Below are 14,740 nucleotides of genomic sequence, written 5' to 3'. Positions count from 1 at the left end.
CCCCCCCCCCCCCCCCCCCCCCCCCCCCCCCCCCCCCCCCCCCCCCCCCCCCCCCCCCCCCCCCCCCCCCCCCCCCCCCCCCCCCCCCCCCGCTCAGGGGTTCGACGGACGGATCGTCCAGCAGTCCGCCGGCGAGCGGTTCGAGACCGGCCTCGCGGGCGATCTGCGCCTTCGTACGCCGCTTGGGCTTGAAGGGCAGATAGATGTCCTCCAGCCGCGACTTGGTGTCGGCGGCCCGGATCCGCGCCTCCAGGGCCTCGTCCAGCTTGCCCTGTTCCCGTACGGACTCCAGGATCGCCGCCCGGCGCTCTTCGAGTTCACGCAGGTAGCGCAGCCGCTCCTCGAGCGTGCGCAGTTGCGCGTCGTCGAGCATCTCGGTCGCTTCCTTGCGGTAGCGGGCGATGAACGGCACGGTCGATCCGCCGTCCAGCAGCTCGACGGCCGCCTTCACCTGCCGCTCGCGTACGCCGAGCTCCTCGGCGATCCTGCCTTCGATGGACGTCGTCACGTTCTCCCCGACCCGGCTCTCGTGCTGGCTGTGCTGGTGCCTGCATTGTGCCGGGTGGCCGGGTGCCGTGTCGCGCGCCCTCCCGGTCGGGGACGTCGTGGCGTGGTGCGGTGGTCAGACGCGGCGGGCGCGGCCACCGCCTCGCGAGGCGCCGCCGAACAGCTTGGCGACGAGCCGGAACGGCAGTGTCACCACGGTGGCGATGGCTCCACCGACGGCGCGAAGTGCATCTGCGATGGCACGCATGACGGAAACCTCCTGATAGATGTGCGGGTCTGTGGTACCGGCCCGCACTCTTCGGTTCTCCGCTGCTCGTCCTTGCAAACGTCAGCTCTTCCCGATGAGGTCGTCCGGGAACGCCCCGGCGCCCGCCGCGGCCATCAGGAATCCGCGTGCCAGCTCCGTCAGCCGCTCGACCCCGTCGGCGCCCAGATGCTCGTACGGCGCGCTGTCGAGCCGGTCCGTGTGCTCCTCCAGCTCGGCACGGAGCGCGGTCCCCGCCCCGGTCAGCTCGCCCGCCTCGTCCAGCAGCCCGCGCTCGCGCAGCCGGCCGGCCGCGGCGTCCCAGTCCGCACGCCGCCAGCCCCGCGTACCGAGTACCCAGCGCGGGGACATGCCCTTGCCGGTCGCCGTGTGGCTGACGAGCGCCTCGACCGGGTCGAGTCCGGCGGACAGCAGCGCGGTGAGGTGACCGTCGCCGCGGTGTTCGCGCAGCAGCGTCGCCGCGTGCCAGTACGCCAGATGTGGCTGCTCCGGCACCGGCAGGTCGGCGTGCGCGGCGTACAGCGGGCGTGCGTGCCTGGCGCACGCCTCGGTGGCGCGCAGCGCGAGCCGGGCCGCCTCGGCCATCTCGGCGGACGCGACGGCCTCCTCACCGAGGACGCGCCGCAGGGTGGAGTCCACGGCGCGCAGCCGGGCGTCGAGCACGGCCTCGGGAGACGCGGTGCGCCAGACGGCGGGAACGTGCCGGGCGACGAGGTCGTAGCTGAAGTTGTAGAAGGCGGCGGAGATCACACCGGGCCCGACCGCGCCCATCGCGGCGCCGCGCCCGGCGAAGTACGCGGCCCTCGGGTCGTCGATGCCGACTCCGGCGAGCTCCTTGTCGAGGTCGGGGGAGAAGTAGACCGTCGAGTGGAGCGGATTGACGGAGTTGTGACAGCGGCGTCCGGCGCGTGGGGCGAGAGTGGTCATGACGGGTAGGTTACCGACTGGTCGGTACGCCGGGAACCCCGGGCGTGGGACTGCTCCCTCCGCCGGCCGGGTCCTCCGCCGGCCGGGCCCGGCGACGGGCGGATCCCGCGGTTCAGTCCCCGAGCGTCCATTCGAACCGCGGCGTCCTGCGCTCCAGGAACGCCGCCACGCCTTCCGCGAGGTCACCGCTGCCGCGCGCCCGCTCCTCCCAGTACGCGTCCCGGTCCTCGCGGCCCGTCGCGTACTCCTTCGCCGCCGCCTGCGTCAGCAGTGAGCGGCCGGCCAGTACCCGCGTGAACTCGGCCACCCGTTCGCCCAGTTGGCCCACGGGGAGCACCTCGTCCACCAGACCGGTCCGCAGCGCCCGCCCGGTGTCGATCAACTCCCCCGAGAACAGCAGGTACTTGGCGGTCGACGGACCGACCAGCGACACCAGCCGCCGGGTCGACGACGAGCGGTAGACGACACCGAGCTTCGCCGGCGTGATCCCGAACCGCGCGCCCTCCTCCGCGAACCGCAGATCACAGGCGACGGCCAACTGGGCGCCGCCGCCCACGCAGTAGCCGCGTACGGCGGCCAGCGTCGGCTTCGGGAACGCGGCGAGCGCCTCCTCGGCCCGCACGCCGAGGTCCTGTATCGCGTCACCGGGCTCGCGCAGCGCCCCGATGTCGGCGCCCGCGCTGAAGGAGTCACCGGCGCCGGTGAGCACCAGGGCCCGTACGGCGGGATCCTCCGCCATCCGGGCCAGCACACCGGGCAGCGCCCGCCACATGTCCGCAGTCAGCGCGTTGTGCTTGGCGGGGTGGGTGATGGTCACCGTGGCGACCCCGTCGGCGACGGCGCCGGCCAGGTGCGGCGTCGCGGTCTCGATGGGCTCCATGCGCCGGATGCTATCGGGGCGGGACGGTCCGTGATCGCGAAGGTCCGGAAAGATGAGGGCGGGATGACGCCATCGCCGGTCAGTAGCCGGACGCGATCGGACGGACCCGGACACAATCCGTCGATTGGCGCTGACTTCTGTTCAGTGAGACGGTCCGCGCGGCCGTGTTCCCAAGACTCTGGACCCGAGGAACAGCGCGTCGGAGCGCTGCCGAACCGAGGGTGGGTGCACGGTGGTGGAGAGCCCCGGGAGTGTCCCGGCCGGACCGCTTCCGTACGAGGGGGTCTGGCGGTTCACGGCGGCCTCGGTCGAGATCTCCGTGCCACAGGCGCGGCGCGCCGTGCGTGACCTGCTGGCGCGTCAGGGCGCCCCCGTGCCCGAGGACACCGTGCAGGGCCTGCTGCTGATCGTCTCGGAGCTGGTGACCAACGCCGTACGGCACGCGGCCCTGCTGTCGCCCGAGATCGCGGTGGAGGTCGCCATCGCCGCCGACTGGATCCGGGTCTCCGTGGAGGACAACCACCCGTACCGGCCGAAGGCGCTGGAGCGGGACTACGGGCAGACCGGCGGGCGCGGTCTGCTGCTCGTACGGGAGATCACCCTGGAGGCGGGCGGCACCTGCGACGTCGAGCACACGGCGAGCGGCGGGAAGATCATCTGGGCGCTGCTCCCGCTGACGCCCGACGCCGCGGTGGCGGCGGCCCGGGAAGCCGGGGAAGTCCAGGAGGTCCGCGAGGGTGCTACCAGCCCCCGGCCGACCCCGTGAGCTCCCTGACCGCCGGGCGCGCCGCGTCCAGCACGGTCATGAACCAGGCGGAGAACGGAGCCGACCGGTGCCGCTCGGCCAGCTCGTCCGGTGTGACGAAGGCCGTGTCACCGATCTCCGAGGGGTCCGGCCGCAGCGTCGCTTGGGCCAGTCCGACGAAGAGGTGGTTGTACTCCTGCTCGACCAGCCCGGACGCCGGGTCCGGATGGTTGTAGCGGACCGTCCCCGCCTCGGCGAGCAGGGTGGGGGAGATGCCCAGCTCCTCGTAGGTCCGGCGGGCGGCGGCGGCGAAGGGCGCCTCTCCCGGATACGGGTGCCCGCAGCAGGTGTTCGACCAGACGCCGGGGGAGTGGTACTTGCCGAGCGCGCGGCGCTGGATCAGCAGCCGGCCCTGCTCGTCGAAGAGGAAGACGGAGAACGCCCGGTGCAGCTGCCCCGGTGCCTGATGTGCCGCGAGCTTCTCGGCCGTGCCGATGGTGTTGCCGTCCTCGTCGACCAGCTCCAGCATGATCGATTCTTGTACGCCGTTCGGCGAACTGTTCGCCGCAGTGACAGGTGTGGTCGGCATAGCCATCCTTCGCTTCGGTCTCGGCCCCCAAGTCTGCCGTACGAGAGCGTGTTGTCCCCACTTCCGCGAAACGGGCATGTCCGCCCCCGCGATGTGCTCCACGGGGGCGGACACGGCTGCCGCTACTCTCCCTGCGCCCGGTCCGGCCGCAGGACGTAGCCGGTGTACCCGTACTCCGTGCCGTGCTCACGGCGCATCGCGATCTCGGCGCGCGTCAGGGCCAGCGCCCGCGCCATGCCGGGCGCCTGCGGATCCGCCGCGTCGGCCCGCTCGCCGAGCGGCCCGTAGTACTCGTCCCAGTCGCTCTCCGGCTGCGGGTACACCTCCAGCACCGTGTAGCCGGCGGCGACGGCGGCCGCGGAGTTCTCCTCGCTCGTACGGAGCGGGTACTGCTCGTCCCAGAAGGCCCGCGCCTCGGGGCCCGGCCGGGCCGTCGTCCACTCGCACTCGGTGACGACGAGTGTGCCGCCGGGTGCCAGCAGCCGGCGCCAGCGGGCCAGAGCGTTGTCGAAGCCGATGGAGTAGGCGGAACTCTCCGCCCAGAGCAGGTCGAACGACCCGTCCGGGTAGGGGAGTTCGGCCATGTCCGCCCGCTCCGTGCGAATCGACCCGCCGAGCCCGCGAGCGGCGGCGCCGCGCCGCAGCTCGTCCAGGAACGGTCCGTGCAGATCGACGGCGGTCACCCGCGCGCCGGCCTCCGCCGCCAGCAGGAGCGCCACCCTGCCGGGACCGCAGCCCAGGTCGAGGGCGCGTGGGGCCGACGGCAGCGGTCCCGCGGAGGACAGCAGCCGCCGGGTGGTGGCGTCGGAGCCCGGCCCCTGCCGGGGCAGGCCGTGGTGCAGGGAGAAGAACGCGTCGTACAGCTCGGCGTCCGCCGATCCGTCGTGCGTGTGCTGTGCGTCGTTGTCGGTCAACGTGAGAACCCTCTGTGTGAAGGGGCTCCGGGTGCCCCACGGGGATGTCCGGCCTTCGTCAGTGGCAGAGATTCGCCTCGTGCTCGGCGTGCCCCACCGGCTCCAGCTGGAAGGTGCAGTGCGCCACGTCGAAGTGGCTGCCGAGACAGCCCTGGAGATCGTGGAGCATCTTCTCGTGACCGACGCTGTCCAGTACGGACTGGTCCACCACCACGTGCGCCGAGAGCACCGGCATCCCCGAGGTGATCGTCCAGGCATGCAGGTCGTGCACGTCCGCCACCCCCGGGAGCGCCACCATGTGTGCCCTGACCTCGGCCATGTCGACGCCCTTGGGAGCGGCCTCCAGCAGCACGTTCAGCGTCTCACGCAGCAGCTTCACCGTCCTCGGGACGATCATCAGACCGATCACCAGGGACGCGATCGGGTCTGCCGCCTGCCAGCCGGTGGTCAGGATGACCGTCGCCGAGATCAGTACGGCGACCGAACCGAGGGTGTCGGCCAGCACCTCCAGGTATGCCCCGCGCACATTGAGGCTCTCCTTCTGGCCGCGCGTCAGCAGGGAGAGCGAGATCAGGTTGGCGACCATGCCGACGGCCGCGAAGGCGATCGTGAGCCCGCCCTTGGTGTCGGCGGGGGTGATGAAGCGCTCGACCGCCTCGTAGAGCAGGAACCCGCCGACACCGAGCAGCAGCACACAGTTGGCGAGCGCGGCCAGGATCTCGGCGCGGGCGAGGCCGAACGTACGGTTGCCCGTCGACGGCCTGTTGGCGAAGTGGACGGCCAGCAGCGCCAGGGCCAGACCGACCGCGTCCGTCGCCATGTGCGCGGCGTCGGCGATCAGGGCCAGGGAGTCCGAGGCGATGCCGCCGATGATCTCCACCACCATCACCGACAGGGTGATCACCAGCGCGATCCGCAGCCGTCCCCTGTAGGCGGCCGTCGCCGTCCCCGGCGGCGGCGCGCCGCCGTGCGAATGCCCGTGCCCAGCCCCCATGCCGATTCCTCCCGGATCGTTCGAGCCGATGCGGCCAGTGAACTACGGGTGGGGGGTATCGGGCAACACGGCACTGAACACCGTTGTCATTACCTCTGACCTGCGGTGATGGCCGCAGGTCAGCGAAGTGACAAGATCGTTCACGGGTCAGTCCGCGGTCGGCTCCGGATGGCGCAGCCGCCATCCCTCCCACGCCGATTCGACCATCTCGCGTACCCCGTGCCGCGCTGTCCAGCCCAGGTCCGCGGTGATCGACTCCACCGACGCGACGGCCTTCGCCGCGTCGCCCGGCCGGCGGGACTCGACCACCGGGGGGAGCGTGTGACCCGTGACCTCGGCCACCAGATCCGCGAGTTCCCGCACCGACACGCCCTCACCGCGCCCGATGTTGTACGTCAGGTCGCCCGGCGAACCCGGCCCGGTCAGCCGCCGGGCGACGGCCAGATGCGCGTCGGCGAGATCCGCGACATGGATGTAGTCCCGCACGCAGGTGCCGTCCGGCGTCGGGTAGTCCGCGCCGAAGATCCGCATCGGCTCACCGCGCGAGATCCGGTCGAAGAACATCGGGATGATGTTGAACACCCCGGTGTCCGCCAGATCGGGCCGCGCAGCCCCCGCCACGTTGAAGTAACGCAGACACGCCGTGGACAGCGAGTGGGCCCGGCCCGTGGCGCGCACCAGCCACTCACCCGTGAGCTTCGTCTCGCCGTACGGGTTGATCGGCACCGCCGGGGTCTTCTCCGTGATCAGCTCCACATCGGGCACGCCGTACACGGCCGCCGACGACGAGAAGAGGAACCGCTCGACCCCGGCGGCGACCACGGCCTCCAGCAGCACCGTGAGACCGTGCACGTTCTGCCGGTAGTAGTCGAGCGGGTGCGCGACCGACTCACCCACCTGCTTCTTGGCCGCGAGATGCACCACACCGGTCACCGAGTGCTCGGCCAGCGCCCGGTCCACGACCTCCCGGTCCAGCAACGAGCCGCGCACCAGGGGGATTTCGGCGGGCAGCCGGTCCGGGACTCCGGACGAGACGTCGTCGAGGACGACGACCCGCTCTCCCGCCCCGGTCATGGACAGCGCCACATGCGCCCCGATGTACCCCGCTCCACCTGTGATCAGCCAAGTCATGCCGTCACCTTAGAGCCTGCGGCCGGGCCGCCCCGGCTGTCGTACGGTTACCGGACGTTCACCCGCCGGTCGCGGCTTCGACGGTGCAGACCATGTGGAGTCGGACATGTCTTACGGGACCCCCGGGGCCCCTGACGGCCGCGGTTTGTGAGGCGGGGCACCGATCGACAATGATGATCTCCCGGCGGGTCGGAATTGGCCCGGCTCATGGCGTCCGGCGCGTGAACGGGCAGTGAATTCGGGTTTCCGTTCATCCGATAGCCTCTGCCGACGTGCCGCCGGCCCGGATACCGGGCAGAGCCGCCGCGCGTCCGCCCTGTCAGTGTCAAGGAGTGAGTTCGTCTGTCGACCGCCATCCTCACCGGTACGCCGGTACCCGGATCGCCGCTCGAAGGCGATCTGCGGTCGCTGGGATTCGACGTGCGCACCGCGCCCGACGCGGCCACGGCGCTGAGCCTGCTCGCCGCCGCACCGGCCGCCCACCGCGTCGCCCTCGTCGATCAGCGTTTCGTCGGTCATCTCCACACGCTGCGGCTCGCGTTGACCGATCCCCGCTTCCCCGCGGCGGCCGTCACCGGCGCGCTGACCGCACGGCCGGAGGCGCGTGCCGCGCTGTCCGTGGCGCTGACCACCGTGACGAGCGGCACAGCCGCCGACGGCACGGCGACGGACCGCACGGCCACCGACCGCACGGTGACCGATCGCACGGACGTACCGGCCGACGCCCCCGCCGTACGCACCGGCCGCGCCGGTGTCGTCACGGAGGCCGGGCAGCCCGTCACCCACACCGCCCCCGCGGTCTCCGGACTCCCGCTCGCCGACCGGGTCGCCGCCGCCCTGGAGGCCGACGGCACCCCCGTCCAGCACCCGGATCTCGGCTCGCTCGTCGCCGCCGTCCCGGACGCACCGGCCGACCGTCAGCGGGCGCTCTCCGCCGTCGCCGCCGTCGACGACGAGGCCGTACGCCTGCGCTCGGCCGTCAAGGCCCGTGACGGCTTCTTCACGACCTTCTGCGTCAGCCCCTACTCCCGCTACCTCGCCCGCTGGTGCGCCCGGCGCGGACTGACCCCCAACCAGGTCACCACCGCGTCCCTGTTCACCGCGCTGATCGCGGCGGGCTGCGCGGCGACCGGCACCCGCGGCGGCTATGTCGCGGCCGGAGTGCTGCTGATCCTCTCCTTCGTACTGGACTGCACCGACGGGCAGCTCGCCCGCTACTCGTTGCAGTACTCGACGATGGGCGCCTGGCTGGACGCGACCTTCGACCGCGCCAAGGAGTACGCGTACTACGCCGGACTCGCGATCGGCGCGGCCCGGGGCGGCGACGACGTATGGGCGCTCGCGCTGGCCGCGATGGTGCTCCAGACCGTGCGGCACGTCGTCGACTTCTCCTTCAACGAGGCGAACCACGACTCCACCGCGGCCCCGGCCGCCGCCGCCGGGGGCAAGGCGGCCAAGGCCGTCGTCGGCACCCCCACCACCGCCCTCTCCAGCAGGCTCGACAGCGTCGGCTGGACGGTCTGGGTACGCAGGATGATCGTGCTGCCGATCGGCGAGCGCTGGGCGATGATCGCCGTCCTCACCGCCCTGACCACCCCCCGGATCGTCTTCTACGCGCTCCTCGCGGGCTGCGCCTTCGCCGCCTGCTACACCACCGCGGGCCGCGTCCTGCGCTCGGTGACCCGCAGGGCCGTCCGTACCGACCGGGCCACGCGGGCGCTCGCGGACCTCGCCGACACGGGACCGCTCGCCGAACTGGTGGCCCGCGTGACCCGGCGCCCGGCCCGCGCGCTGCCCGGCGTACTGCCCCTGCTGATCGCCGTCGCGGGCGCCGCCGCCGCCGTCTCCACGGCCGCCTTCGGCCCGCTCGACAGCCCCGTGGTCGTCCTCGGCGCCCTGCTGTACGTGGTGACCTCGGGCATCGCCGTCGCCCACCGCATGGGCGGCGCGCTCGACTGGCTCATCCCGCCGGTCTTCCGGGCCGCCGAGTACGGCACGATCCTGGTGCTCGCCGCCCGCGCGGATGTCCCCGGCGCCCTTCCCGCGGCGTTCGGGCTGGTCGCGGCCGTCGCCTACCATCACTACGACACGGTGTACCGCATCCGCGGCGGCGCCGGAGCCCCGCCCCGGTGGCTCGTCCGGGCACTCGGCGGACACGAGGGCCGCACGCTGCTCGTCGCCGGTCTCGCCGCCTTCTCCACGGCCGAATCCGACTTCCCGCCGGCTCTGACGGTGCTCGCCGTCGTCGTCGCCGTGATCGCGCTCTCGGAGTCCATCCGGTTCTGGGTGTCCTCCGGAGCCCCCGCCGTACACGACGAAGGAGAAACCGCATGATCGGCCTCGTACTGGCAGCCGGTGCCGGCAGGCGCCTGCGCCCCTACACCGACACGCTCCCCAAGGCCCTCGTGCCCGTGGACGGCGACACGACCGTCCTCGACCTGACGCTCGGCAACTTCGCGGAGATCGGGCTCACCGAGGCCGCGATCGTCGTCGGCTACCGCAAGGAGGCCGTGTACGAGCGCAAGGAGGCCCTGGAGGCGAAGTACGGCCTCAGCCTCACGCTGGTCGACAACGACAAGGCCGAGGAGTGGAACAACGCCTACTCCCTGTGGTGCGCCCGTGACGTCATCAAGCGCGGTGTGATCCTCGCCAACGGCGACACCGTCCACCCGGTCTCCGTCGAGCGCACCCTGCTCGCCGCCCGCGGCGAGGGCCGGCGGATCATCCTCGCCCTCGACGCCGTGAAGCACCTGGCCGACGAGGAGATGAAGGTCATCACCGAGCCGGACAAGGGCGTGCGGCGGATCACGAAGCTGATGGACCCCGCCACCGCCACCGGCGAGTACATCGGCGTCACCCTCATCGAGCCCGAGGCGGCCGAGGAACTCGCCGACGCCCTGAAGGCCACCTTCGAGCGCGACCCCGACCTCTACTACGAGGACGGCTACCAGGAACTCGTGAACCGGGGCTTCACCATCGACGTCGCCCCCATCGGGGACGTCCCCTGGGTGGAGATCGACAACCACGACGACCTCGCGAAGGGCCGTGTCATCGCGTGCCAGTACTGACCCGACTCATCCCGTCCCCGGTCGTCGTCGACATCACGCGCGGCGCCATGGACGATCTCGCCGGCCTCCTCGCCGACCAGCGGATCTCCGCCTCCGGCAAGCTCGCGATCGCCATCAGCGGGGGCTCGGGGCTGGCGCTGCGCGAGAAGCTGGCCCCCGTACTGCCCGACGCCGACTGGTTCCTGGTCGCGGACGGCACCATCGACTGCGCGGTCAAGCTCGCCGACGACATAAAGGGCAAGCGGTACGACGCCGTCGTCGGGCTCGGCGGCGGCAAGATCATCGACGTCGCGAAGTACGCGGCGGCCCGCGTGGGCCTGCCGATGGTGGCCGTCGCCACCAACCTCTCGCACGACGGCATCTGCTCGCCGATCTCCACCCTGGACAACGACAACGGCCGTGGCTCGTACGGCGTCCCGACCCCCATCGCGATCGTCGTCGACCTCGATGTCGTCCGCGACGCCCCGGACCGCTTCGTCCGCTCGGGCATCGGCGACGCGCTCTCCAACATCTCCGCCATCGCGGACTGGGAACTGTCCCACGAGATCAACGGTGAGCCCGTGGACGGTCTGGCCGCCGCCATGGGCCGTACCGCCGGGGAGGCCGTCCTGCGCCACCCCGGCACCGTCGGCGACGACGAGTTCCTGACCGTCCTGGCCGACGCCCTCGTCCTCACGGGCATCGCCATGTCGATCAGCGGCGACTCCCGCCCGTCGTCCGGCGCCTGCCACGAGATCAGCCACGCCTTCGACCTGCTCTTCCCCAAGAGGGCGGCGAGCCACGGCGAGCAGGTCGGGATGGGCGCCGCCTTCGCGATGCATCTGCGCGGCGCGCACGCGCAGTCCCAGCTCATCGCCGAAGTGCTGCGACGGCACGGGCTGCCGGTGCTGCCGGCCGAGATCGGTTTCAGCCTGGACGAGTTCGTCCGGGCCGTGGAATACGCACCGCAGACCCGTCCGGGACGCTTCACGATCCTGGAGCACCTCAACCTGTCCCCGGACCAGATCAAGGACGCCTACGTCGACTATGCAAAAGCCATCGGTAGCTGAACTACGCCCGGTCGTACACCCCCCGGGTGTCAAGGACCGGCGGAGCGGCGAGCACTGGGGGGGCCGGCTCTACATGCGCGAGGTCTCCCTGCGCATCGACCGGCACCTGGTGAACACGCGCGTCACGCCCAACCAGGTGACCTACGTGATGACCGCCGCGGCCGTCCTCGCCGCCCCCGCGCTCCTGGTGCCCGGGATCGCGGGCGCGGTGCTCGGTGTGGTGATGGTCCAGCTCTATCTGCTGCTGGACTGCGTCGACGGGGAGATCGCCCGCTGGAAGAAGCAGTACTCGATGACCGGCGTCTACATGGACCGGGTCGCCGCGTACCTGTGCGACGCCGCCGTGCTGCTCGGCTTCGGCCTGCGCGCCGCCGACCTGTGGGGCACCGGGCGGATCGACTGGCTCTGGGCGTTCCTCGGCACCCTGGCCGCCCTCGGCGCGATCCTGATCAAGGCCGAGACCGACCTGGTCGGTGTCGCCCGCCACCAGCAGGGCCTGCCGCCGGTCAAGGAGACCGCGTCCGAGCCCCGCTCGTCCGGCATGGCGCTGGCCCGTCGGGCCGCCGGGGCGCTGAGGTTCCACCGCCTCATCCTCGGTATCGAGGCGTCGCTGCTGATCCTTGTCCTGGCGATCCTGGACACGGTCCGCGACGACCTGTTCTTCTCCCGGCTCGGCGTCGCCGTACTGGCCGGTATCGCGGTCGTGCAGACGCTGCTGCACCTCGTGTCGATCCTCGCCTCCAGCAGGCTGAGGTGAGTGACATGCGGCTCGGCGCGGTGATCATCACCATGGGCAACCGCCCCGACGACCTCCGGGCCCTCATCGACTCCGTGGCCAAGCAGGACGGCGACCCGATCGACGTCGTGGTCGTCGGCAACGGCGCCCCGGTCGGCGACGTGCCCGACGGCGTACGGACCGTGGAGCTGCCCGAGAACCTCGGCATCCCCGGTGGCCGCAACGTCGGCATCGAGGCGTTCGGCCCGTCCGGCGGTGACGTGGACGCCCTGCTCTTCCTCGACGACGACGGGCTGCTGCCCGGCACCGACACCGCCGAACTGGTCCGCGAGGCGTTCGCCGCCGACCCGGTCCTCGGCATCATCAGCTTCCGGATCGCCGACCCGGAGACCGGTCTCACCCAGCGCCGCCACGTCCCCCGGCTGCGCGCCTCCGACCCGCTGCGGTCCTCCCGCGTGACGACCTTCCTGGGCGGCGCCAACGCCGTCCGCACGAAGGTCATCGCCGAGGTCGGCGCCCTGCCCGGCGACTTCTTCTACGCGCACGAGGAGACCGACCTCGCCTGGCGTGCGCTGGACGCGGGCTGGATGATCGACTACCGCTCCGACATGGTGCTCTTCCACCCCACGATGCCGCCGTCCCGGCACGCGGTCTACCACCGCATGGTGGCCCGCAACCGGGTCTGGCTCGCGCGCCGCAACCTGCCCGCCCCCGTCGTACCCGTCTATCTCGGCGTGTGGATCCTGCTCACCCTCGCCCGCCGCCCGACCGTCCCCGCGCTGAAGGCATGGTTCGGCGGTTTCCGGGAAGGCTGGTCCACTCCGTGCGGTCCCCGCCGGCCCATGAAGTGGCGTACGGTGTGGCGGCTGACCCGACTGGGCCGACCGCCTGTCATCTGACAGGCTCGGCTCTGAGAGCATCGGGGACGGGTCTGCTGTCCGGACCGGGCCCCGCCCGGCACGATCCGAACGACAGACCCTTACTCCCGGGTCCCGGCCGTCCAGCCTGTGCCCGACCGGCTGCGCATCTTGAACACGAAAGTTTCAACTTGTGAGTGACACAACCCATGACGGCGCGATCGCGATGAGCGCCCCGCCGTCACCCGACGACGGTCTGTCCTCGGCCGAACTGGCCGCCAAGTACGGCCTGTCGGTGAGCGGTGCCCGTCCGGGACTGGCCGAGTACATCCGCAAGCTGTGGGGCCGGCGCCACTTCATCTTCGCCTTCTCCCAGGCGAAGCTCACGGCCCAGTACAGCCAGGCGAAGCTCGGTCAGCTCTGGCAGGTGGCGACCCCGCTGCTCAACGCCTTCGTCTACTTCCTGATCTTCGGCCTGATCCTCAACGCGGGCCGCGGGATGGAGATCAAGGTCTACATCCCGTTCCTGGTGACGGGCGTGTTCGTGTTCGCCTTCACCCAGACGTCCGTGATGGCGGGTGTGAAGTCGATCTCGGGCAACCTCGGACTGGTGCGCGCCCTGCACTTCCCGCGCGCCTCGCTGCCCATCTCCTTCGCGCTCCAGCAGCTCCAGCAGCTGATGTTCTCGATGATCGTGCTGCTGACCGTGGTGGTCGCCTTCGGCAGCCTGCCGGGCCTGTCCTGGCTGCTGGTGCTGCCCGTGCTGGTGCTCCAGTTCTTCTTCAACACCGGGCTGGCGCTGATCATGGCGCGGCTGGGCAGCAAGACACCCGACCTCGCCCAGCTGATGCCGTTCATCATGCGGACCTGGATGTACGCGTCGGGCGTGATGTTCTCCATCCCGCTGATGCTCGCCAACAAGCCGGACTGGCCGAGCTGGATCGTCGACGTACTCCAGTACAACCCCGCCGCCATCTACATGGACCTCATCCGCTTCGCGCTGATCGACGGATACGGCTCCGAGAACCTGCCCCAGCACGTGTGGGCCTCGGGTCTCGCCTGGTCGCTGCTCGTCGGCATCGCGGGCTTCGTGTACTTCTGGAAGGCTGAGGAACGGTACGGCCGTGGCTGAACTCGACAAGCAGGGACGCGTCCCCACCGTCATCGCCGACGACGTGCACATCGTGTACCGCGTCAACGGCGGCGGCGGAGGCAAGGGCAGCGCGACCGCGGCGCTGAGCCGCATACTCAGGCGCGAGAAGGGCGAATCGCGCGGAGTCCGCAAGGTCCACGCCGTCAGGGGGGTCACCTTCACCGCCTACCGCGGCGAGGCGATCGGTCTGATCGGCACCAACGGCTCCGGGAAGTCGACCCTGCTGCGCGCCATCGCGGGGCTGCTGCCCACGGAGCACGGCAACGTGTTCACCGACGGCCAGCCCTCGCTGCTCGGTGTCAACGCGGCGCTGATGAACGATCTCACCGGCGAGCGCAATGTCATCCTGGGTGGTCTGGCCATGGGCATGACCCGCGAGCAGGTACGGGAGCGCTACCAGTCCATCGTCGACTTCTCCGGCATCAACGAGAAGGGCGACTTCATCACCCTGCCGATGCGCACGTACTCCTCCGGTATGGCCGCCCGGCTCCGCTTCTCCATCGCGGCGGCCAAGGACCACGACGTCCTCATGATCGACGAGGCGCTGGCCACCGGTGACCGCAAGTTCCAGATCCGCTCCGAGGCGCGGATCCGTGAGCTGCGCAAGGAGGCGGGCACCGTCTTCCTGGTCAGCCACAGCAACAAGTCGATCAGGGACACCTGTGACCGGGTGCTGTGGCTGGAGAAGGGCGAACTCCTGATGGACGGCCCGACGGACGAGGTGCTCAAGGCGTACGAGAAGGAGACCGGCAAGTAGCCGGTCCCCCAAGGGAGTCAGGGGCCCAGACCGCGCAACACGGGATCCGCGCCCCCCGGCACGGGGGGGGGGGGGGGGGGGGGGAGGAGGGGGGGGGGGGGGGGGGGGGGTGGGGGGGGGGGGGGGGGGGGGGGGGGGGAGGGGGGGGGGGGGGGGGGGGGGGGGGTA

The 14,740-nt window shown here is 71.5% G+C and carries 15 protein-coding genes and 1 pseudogene; 8 read left to right on the top strand and 8 right to left on the bottom strand.

Annotation, left to right across the window (positions count from 1 at the left end; all coding sequences use genetic code 11):
* The 4 genes from ACZ61E_RS12420 to ACZ61E_RS12405 form a co-directional block, all read right to left on the bottom strand.
* The coding region (locus tag ACZ61E_RS12420) for a Tex-like N-terminal domain-containing protein (protein ID WP_469699534.1) at nucleotides 1–508 on the bottom strand (508 nt) is incomplete at its 3' end.
* 114 nt (nucleotides 509–622) lie between these two features.
* Nucleotides 623–754 (bottom strand): LPFR motif small protein, encoded by a 132-nt coding sequence (locus ACZ61E_RS12415; RefSeq protein ID WP_252120200.1) that lies wholly within the window; start codon nucleotides 752–754, stop codon nucleotides 623–625.
* A gap of 81 nt (nucleotides 755–835) precedes the next feature.
* Complete coding sequence (locus tag ACZ61E_RS12410; RefSeq protein WP_469699533.1) at nucleotides 836–1,699, bottom strand: SCO6745 family protein; 864 nt, start codon at nucleotides 1,697–1,699, stop codon at nucleotides 836–838.
* 112 nt (nucleotides 1,700–1,811) lie between these two features.
* Nucleotides 1,812–2,579 (bottom strand): enoyl-CoA hydratase/isomerase family protein, encoded by a 768-nt coding sequence (locus ACZ61E_RS12405; RefSeq protein ID WP_469699532.1) that lies wholly within the window; start codon nucleotides 2,577–2,579, stop codon nucleotides 1,812–1,814.
* A 235-nt stretch (nucleotides 2,580–2,814) separates the two neighbouring features.
* Here ACZ61E_RS12405 and ACZ61E_RS12400 point away from each other — a divergent pair, with 235 nt between their 5' ends.
* Complete coding sequence (locus ACZ61E_RS12400; protein WP_469699550.1) at nucleotides 2,815–3,345, top strand: ATP-binding protein; 531 nt, start codon at nucleotides 2,815–2,817, stop codon at nucleotides 3,343–3,345.
* Here the strand turns inward: ACZ61E_RS12400 and idi are convergent.
* From idi to galE, 4 genes and pseudogenes are all read right to left on the bottom strand, one after another.
* A complete protein-coding gene (idi, locus tag ACZ61E_RS12395; RefSeq protein ID WP_469699531.1) occupies nucleotides 3,320–3,913 on the bottom strand; it encodes an isopentenyl-diphosphate Delta-isomerase in 594 nt (197 codons plus the stop codon). The two genes, ACZ61E_RS12400 and idi, sit on opposite strands and share 26 nt — an antisense overlap.
* Nucleotides 3,914–4,056: 143 nt before the next feature.
* Nucleotides 4,057–4,776, bottom strand: a pseudogene (locus tag ACZ61E_RS12390) (class I SAM-dependent methyltransferase); the annotation flags it as partial.
* Nucleotides 4,777–4,885: 109 nt separating this feature from the next.
* Nucleotides 4,886–5,827 (bottom strand): cation diffusion facilitator family transporter, encoded by a 942-nt coding sequence (locus ACZ61E_RS12385; RefSeq protein WP_469699549.1) that lies wholly within the window; start codon nucleotides 5,825–5,827, stop codon nucleotides 4,886–4,888.
* 141 nt (nucleotides 5,828–5,968) lie between these two features.
* Nucleotides 5,969–6,952, bottom strand: a complete 984-nt coding sequence (galE, locus tag ACZ61E_RS12380; RefSeq protein WP_469699530.1) for a UDP-glucose 4-epimerase GalE — start codon at nucleotides 6,950–6,952, stop codon at nucleotides 5,969–5,971.
* A gap of 342 nt (nucleotides 6,953–7,294) precedes the next feature.
* Here galE and ACZ61E_RS12375 point away from each other — a divergent pair, with 342 nt between their 5' ends.
* The 7 genes from ACZ61E_RS12375 to ACZ61E_RS12345 all read left to right on the top strand — a co-directional run bounded on the left by ACZ61E_RS12375 (nucleotide 7,295) and on the right by ACZ61E_RS12345 (nucleotide 14,572).
* Nucleotides 7,295–9,286 carry a DUF5941 domain-containing protein gene (locus ACZ61E_RS12375; RefSeq protein WP_469699548.1) on the top strand — a complete coding sequence of 664 codons (1,992 nt, stop codon included), beginning with the start codon at nucleotides 7,295–7,297 and terminating at the stop codon, nucleotides 9,284–9,286.
* Nucleotides 9,283–10,020: a phosphocholine cytidylyltransferase family protein gene (locus ACZ61E_RS12370; RefSeq protein WP_469699529.1), complete on the top strand. Its 738-nt coding sequence runs from the start codon at nucleotides 9,283–9,285 to the stop codon at nucleotides 10,018–10,020. Before ACZ61E_RS12375 ends, ACZ61E_RS12370 begins: the two co-directional genes overlap by 4 nt.
* Complete coding sequence (locus ACZ61E_RS12365) at nucleotides 10,008–11,069, top strand: iron-containing alcohol dehydrogenase family protein (protein WP_469699528.1); 1,062 nt, start codon at nucleotides 10,008–10,010, stop codon at nucleotides 11,067–11,069. Before ACZ61E_RS12370 ends, ACZ61E_RS12365 begins: the two co-directional genes overlap by 13 nt.
* Nucleotides 11,047–11,826, top strand: coding sequence for a CDP-alcohol phosphatidyltransferase family protein (locus tag ACZ61E_RS12360; RefSeq protein ID WP_469699527.1), 780 nt, complete (start codon nucleotides 11,047–11,049; stop codon nucleotides 11,824–11,826). The genes ACZ61E_RS12365 and ACZ61E_RS12360 overlap by 23 nt, the downstream gene beginning before the upstream one ends.
* Nucleotides 11,827–11,831: 5 nt before the next feature.
* Nucleotides 11,832–12,704 (top strand): glycosyltransferase family 2 protein, encoded by an 873-nt coding sequence (locus tag ACZ61E_RS12355; protein WP_469699547.1) that lies wholly within the window; start codon nucleotides 11,832–11,834, stop codon nucleotides 12,702–12,704.
* A 151-nt stretch (nucleotides 12,705–12,855) separates the two neighbouring features.
* Nucleotides 12,856–13,794 carry an ABC transporter permease gene (locus ACZ61E_RS12350; protein ID WP_469699526.1) on the top strand — a complete coding sequence of 313 codons (939 nt, stop codon included), beginning with the start codon at nucleotides 12,856–12,858 and terminating at the stop codon, nucleotides 13,792–13,794.
* Nucleotides 13,787–14,572 (top strand): ABC transporter ATP-binding protein, encoded by a 786-nt coding sequence (locus ACZ61E_RS12345; RefSeq protein ID WP_469699525.1) that lies wholly within the window; start codon nucleotides 13,787–13,789, stop codon nucleotides 14,570–14,572. The genes ACZ61E_RS12350 and ACZ61E_RS12345 overlap by 8 nt, the downstream gene beginning before the upstream one ends.
* Nucleotides 14,573–14,740: the final 168 nt, after the last annotated feature.

It is taken from the genome of Streptomyces sp. NPDC104581, from assembly GCF_055583685.1.
Note: the sequence above shows the minus strand (reverse complement) of the source record. Positions and strands in the feature narration are given on the sequence as shown.

What these genes read in the sequence shown, in the direction of transcription:
- ACZ61E_RS12415 (WP_252120200.1), bottom strand. Translation starts at nt 754, where the DNA reads ATGCGTGCCATCGCAGATGCACTTCGCGCCGTCGGTGGAGCCATCGCC.
- ACZ61E_RS12410 (WP_469699533.1), bottom strand. Translation starts at nt 1,699, where the DNA reads ATGACCACTCTCGCCCCACGCGCCGGACGCCGCTGTCACAACTCCGTC.
- ACZ61E_RS12405 (WP_469699532.1), bottom strand. Translation starts at nt 2,579, where the DNA reads ATGGAGCCCATCGAGACCGCGACGCCGCACCTGGCCGGCGCCGTCGCC.
- idi (WP_469699531.1), bottom strand. Translation starts at nt 3,913, where the DNA reads ATGCCGACCACACCTGTCACTGCGGCGAACAGTTCGCCGAACGGCGTA.
- galE (WP_469699530.1), bottom strand. Translation starts at nt 6,952, where the DNA reads ATGACTTGGCTGATCACAGGTGGAGCGGGGTACATCGGGGCGCATGTG.
- ACZ61E_RS12370 (WP_469699529.1), top strand. Translation starts at nt 9,283, where the DNA reads ATGATCGGCCTCGTACTGGCAGCCGGTGCCGGCAGGCGCCTGCGCCCC.
- ACZ61E_RS12360 (WP_469699527.1), top strand. Translation starts at nt 11,047, where the DNA reads ATGCAAAAGCCATCGGTAGCTGAACTACGCCCGGTCGTACACCCCCCG.
- ACZ61E_RS12355 (WP_469699547.1), top strand. Translation starts at nt 11,832, where the DNA reads ATGCGGCTCGGCGCGGTGATCATCACCATGGGCAACCGCCCCGACGAC.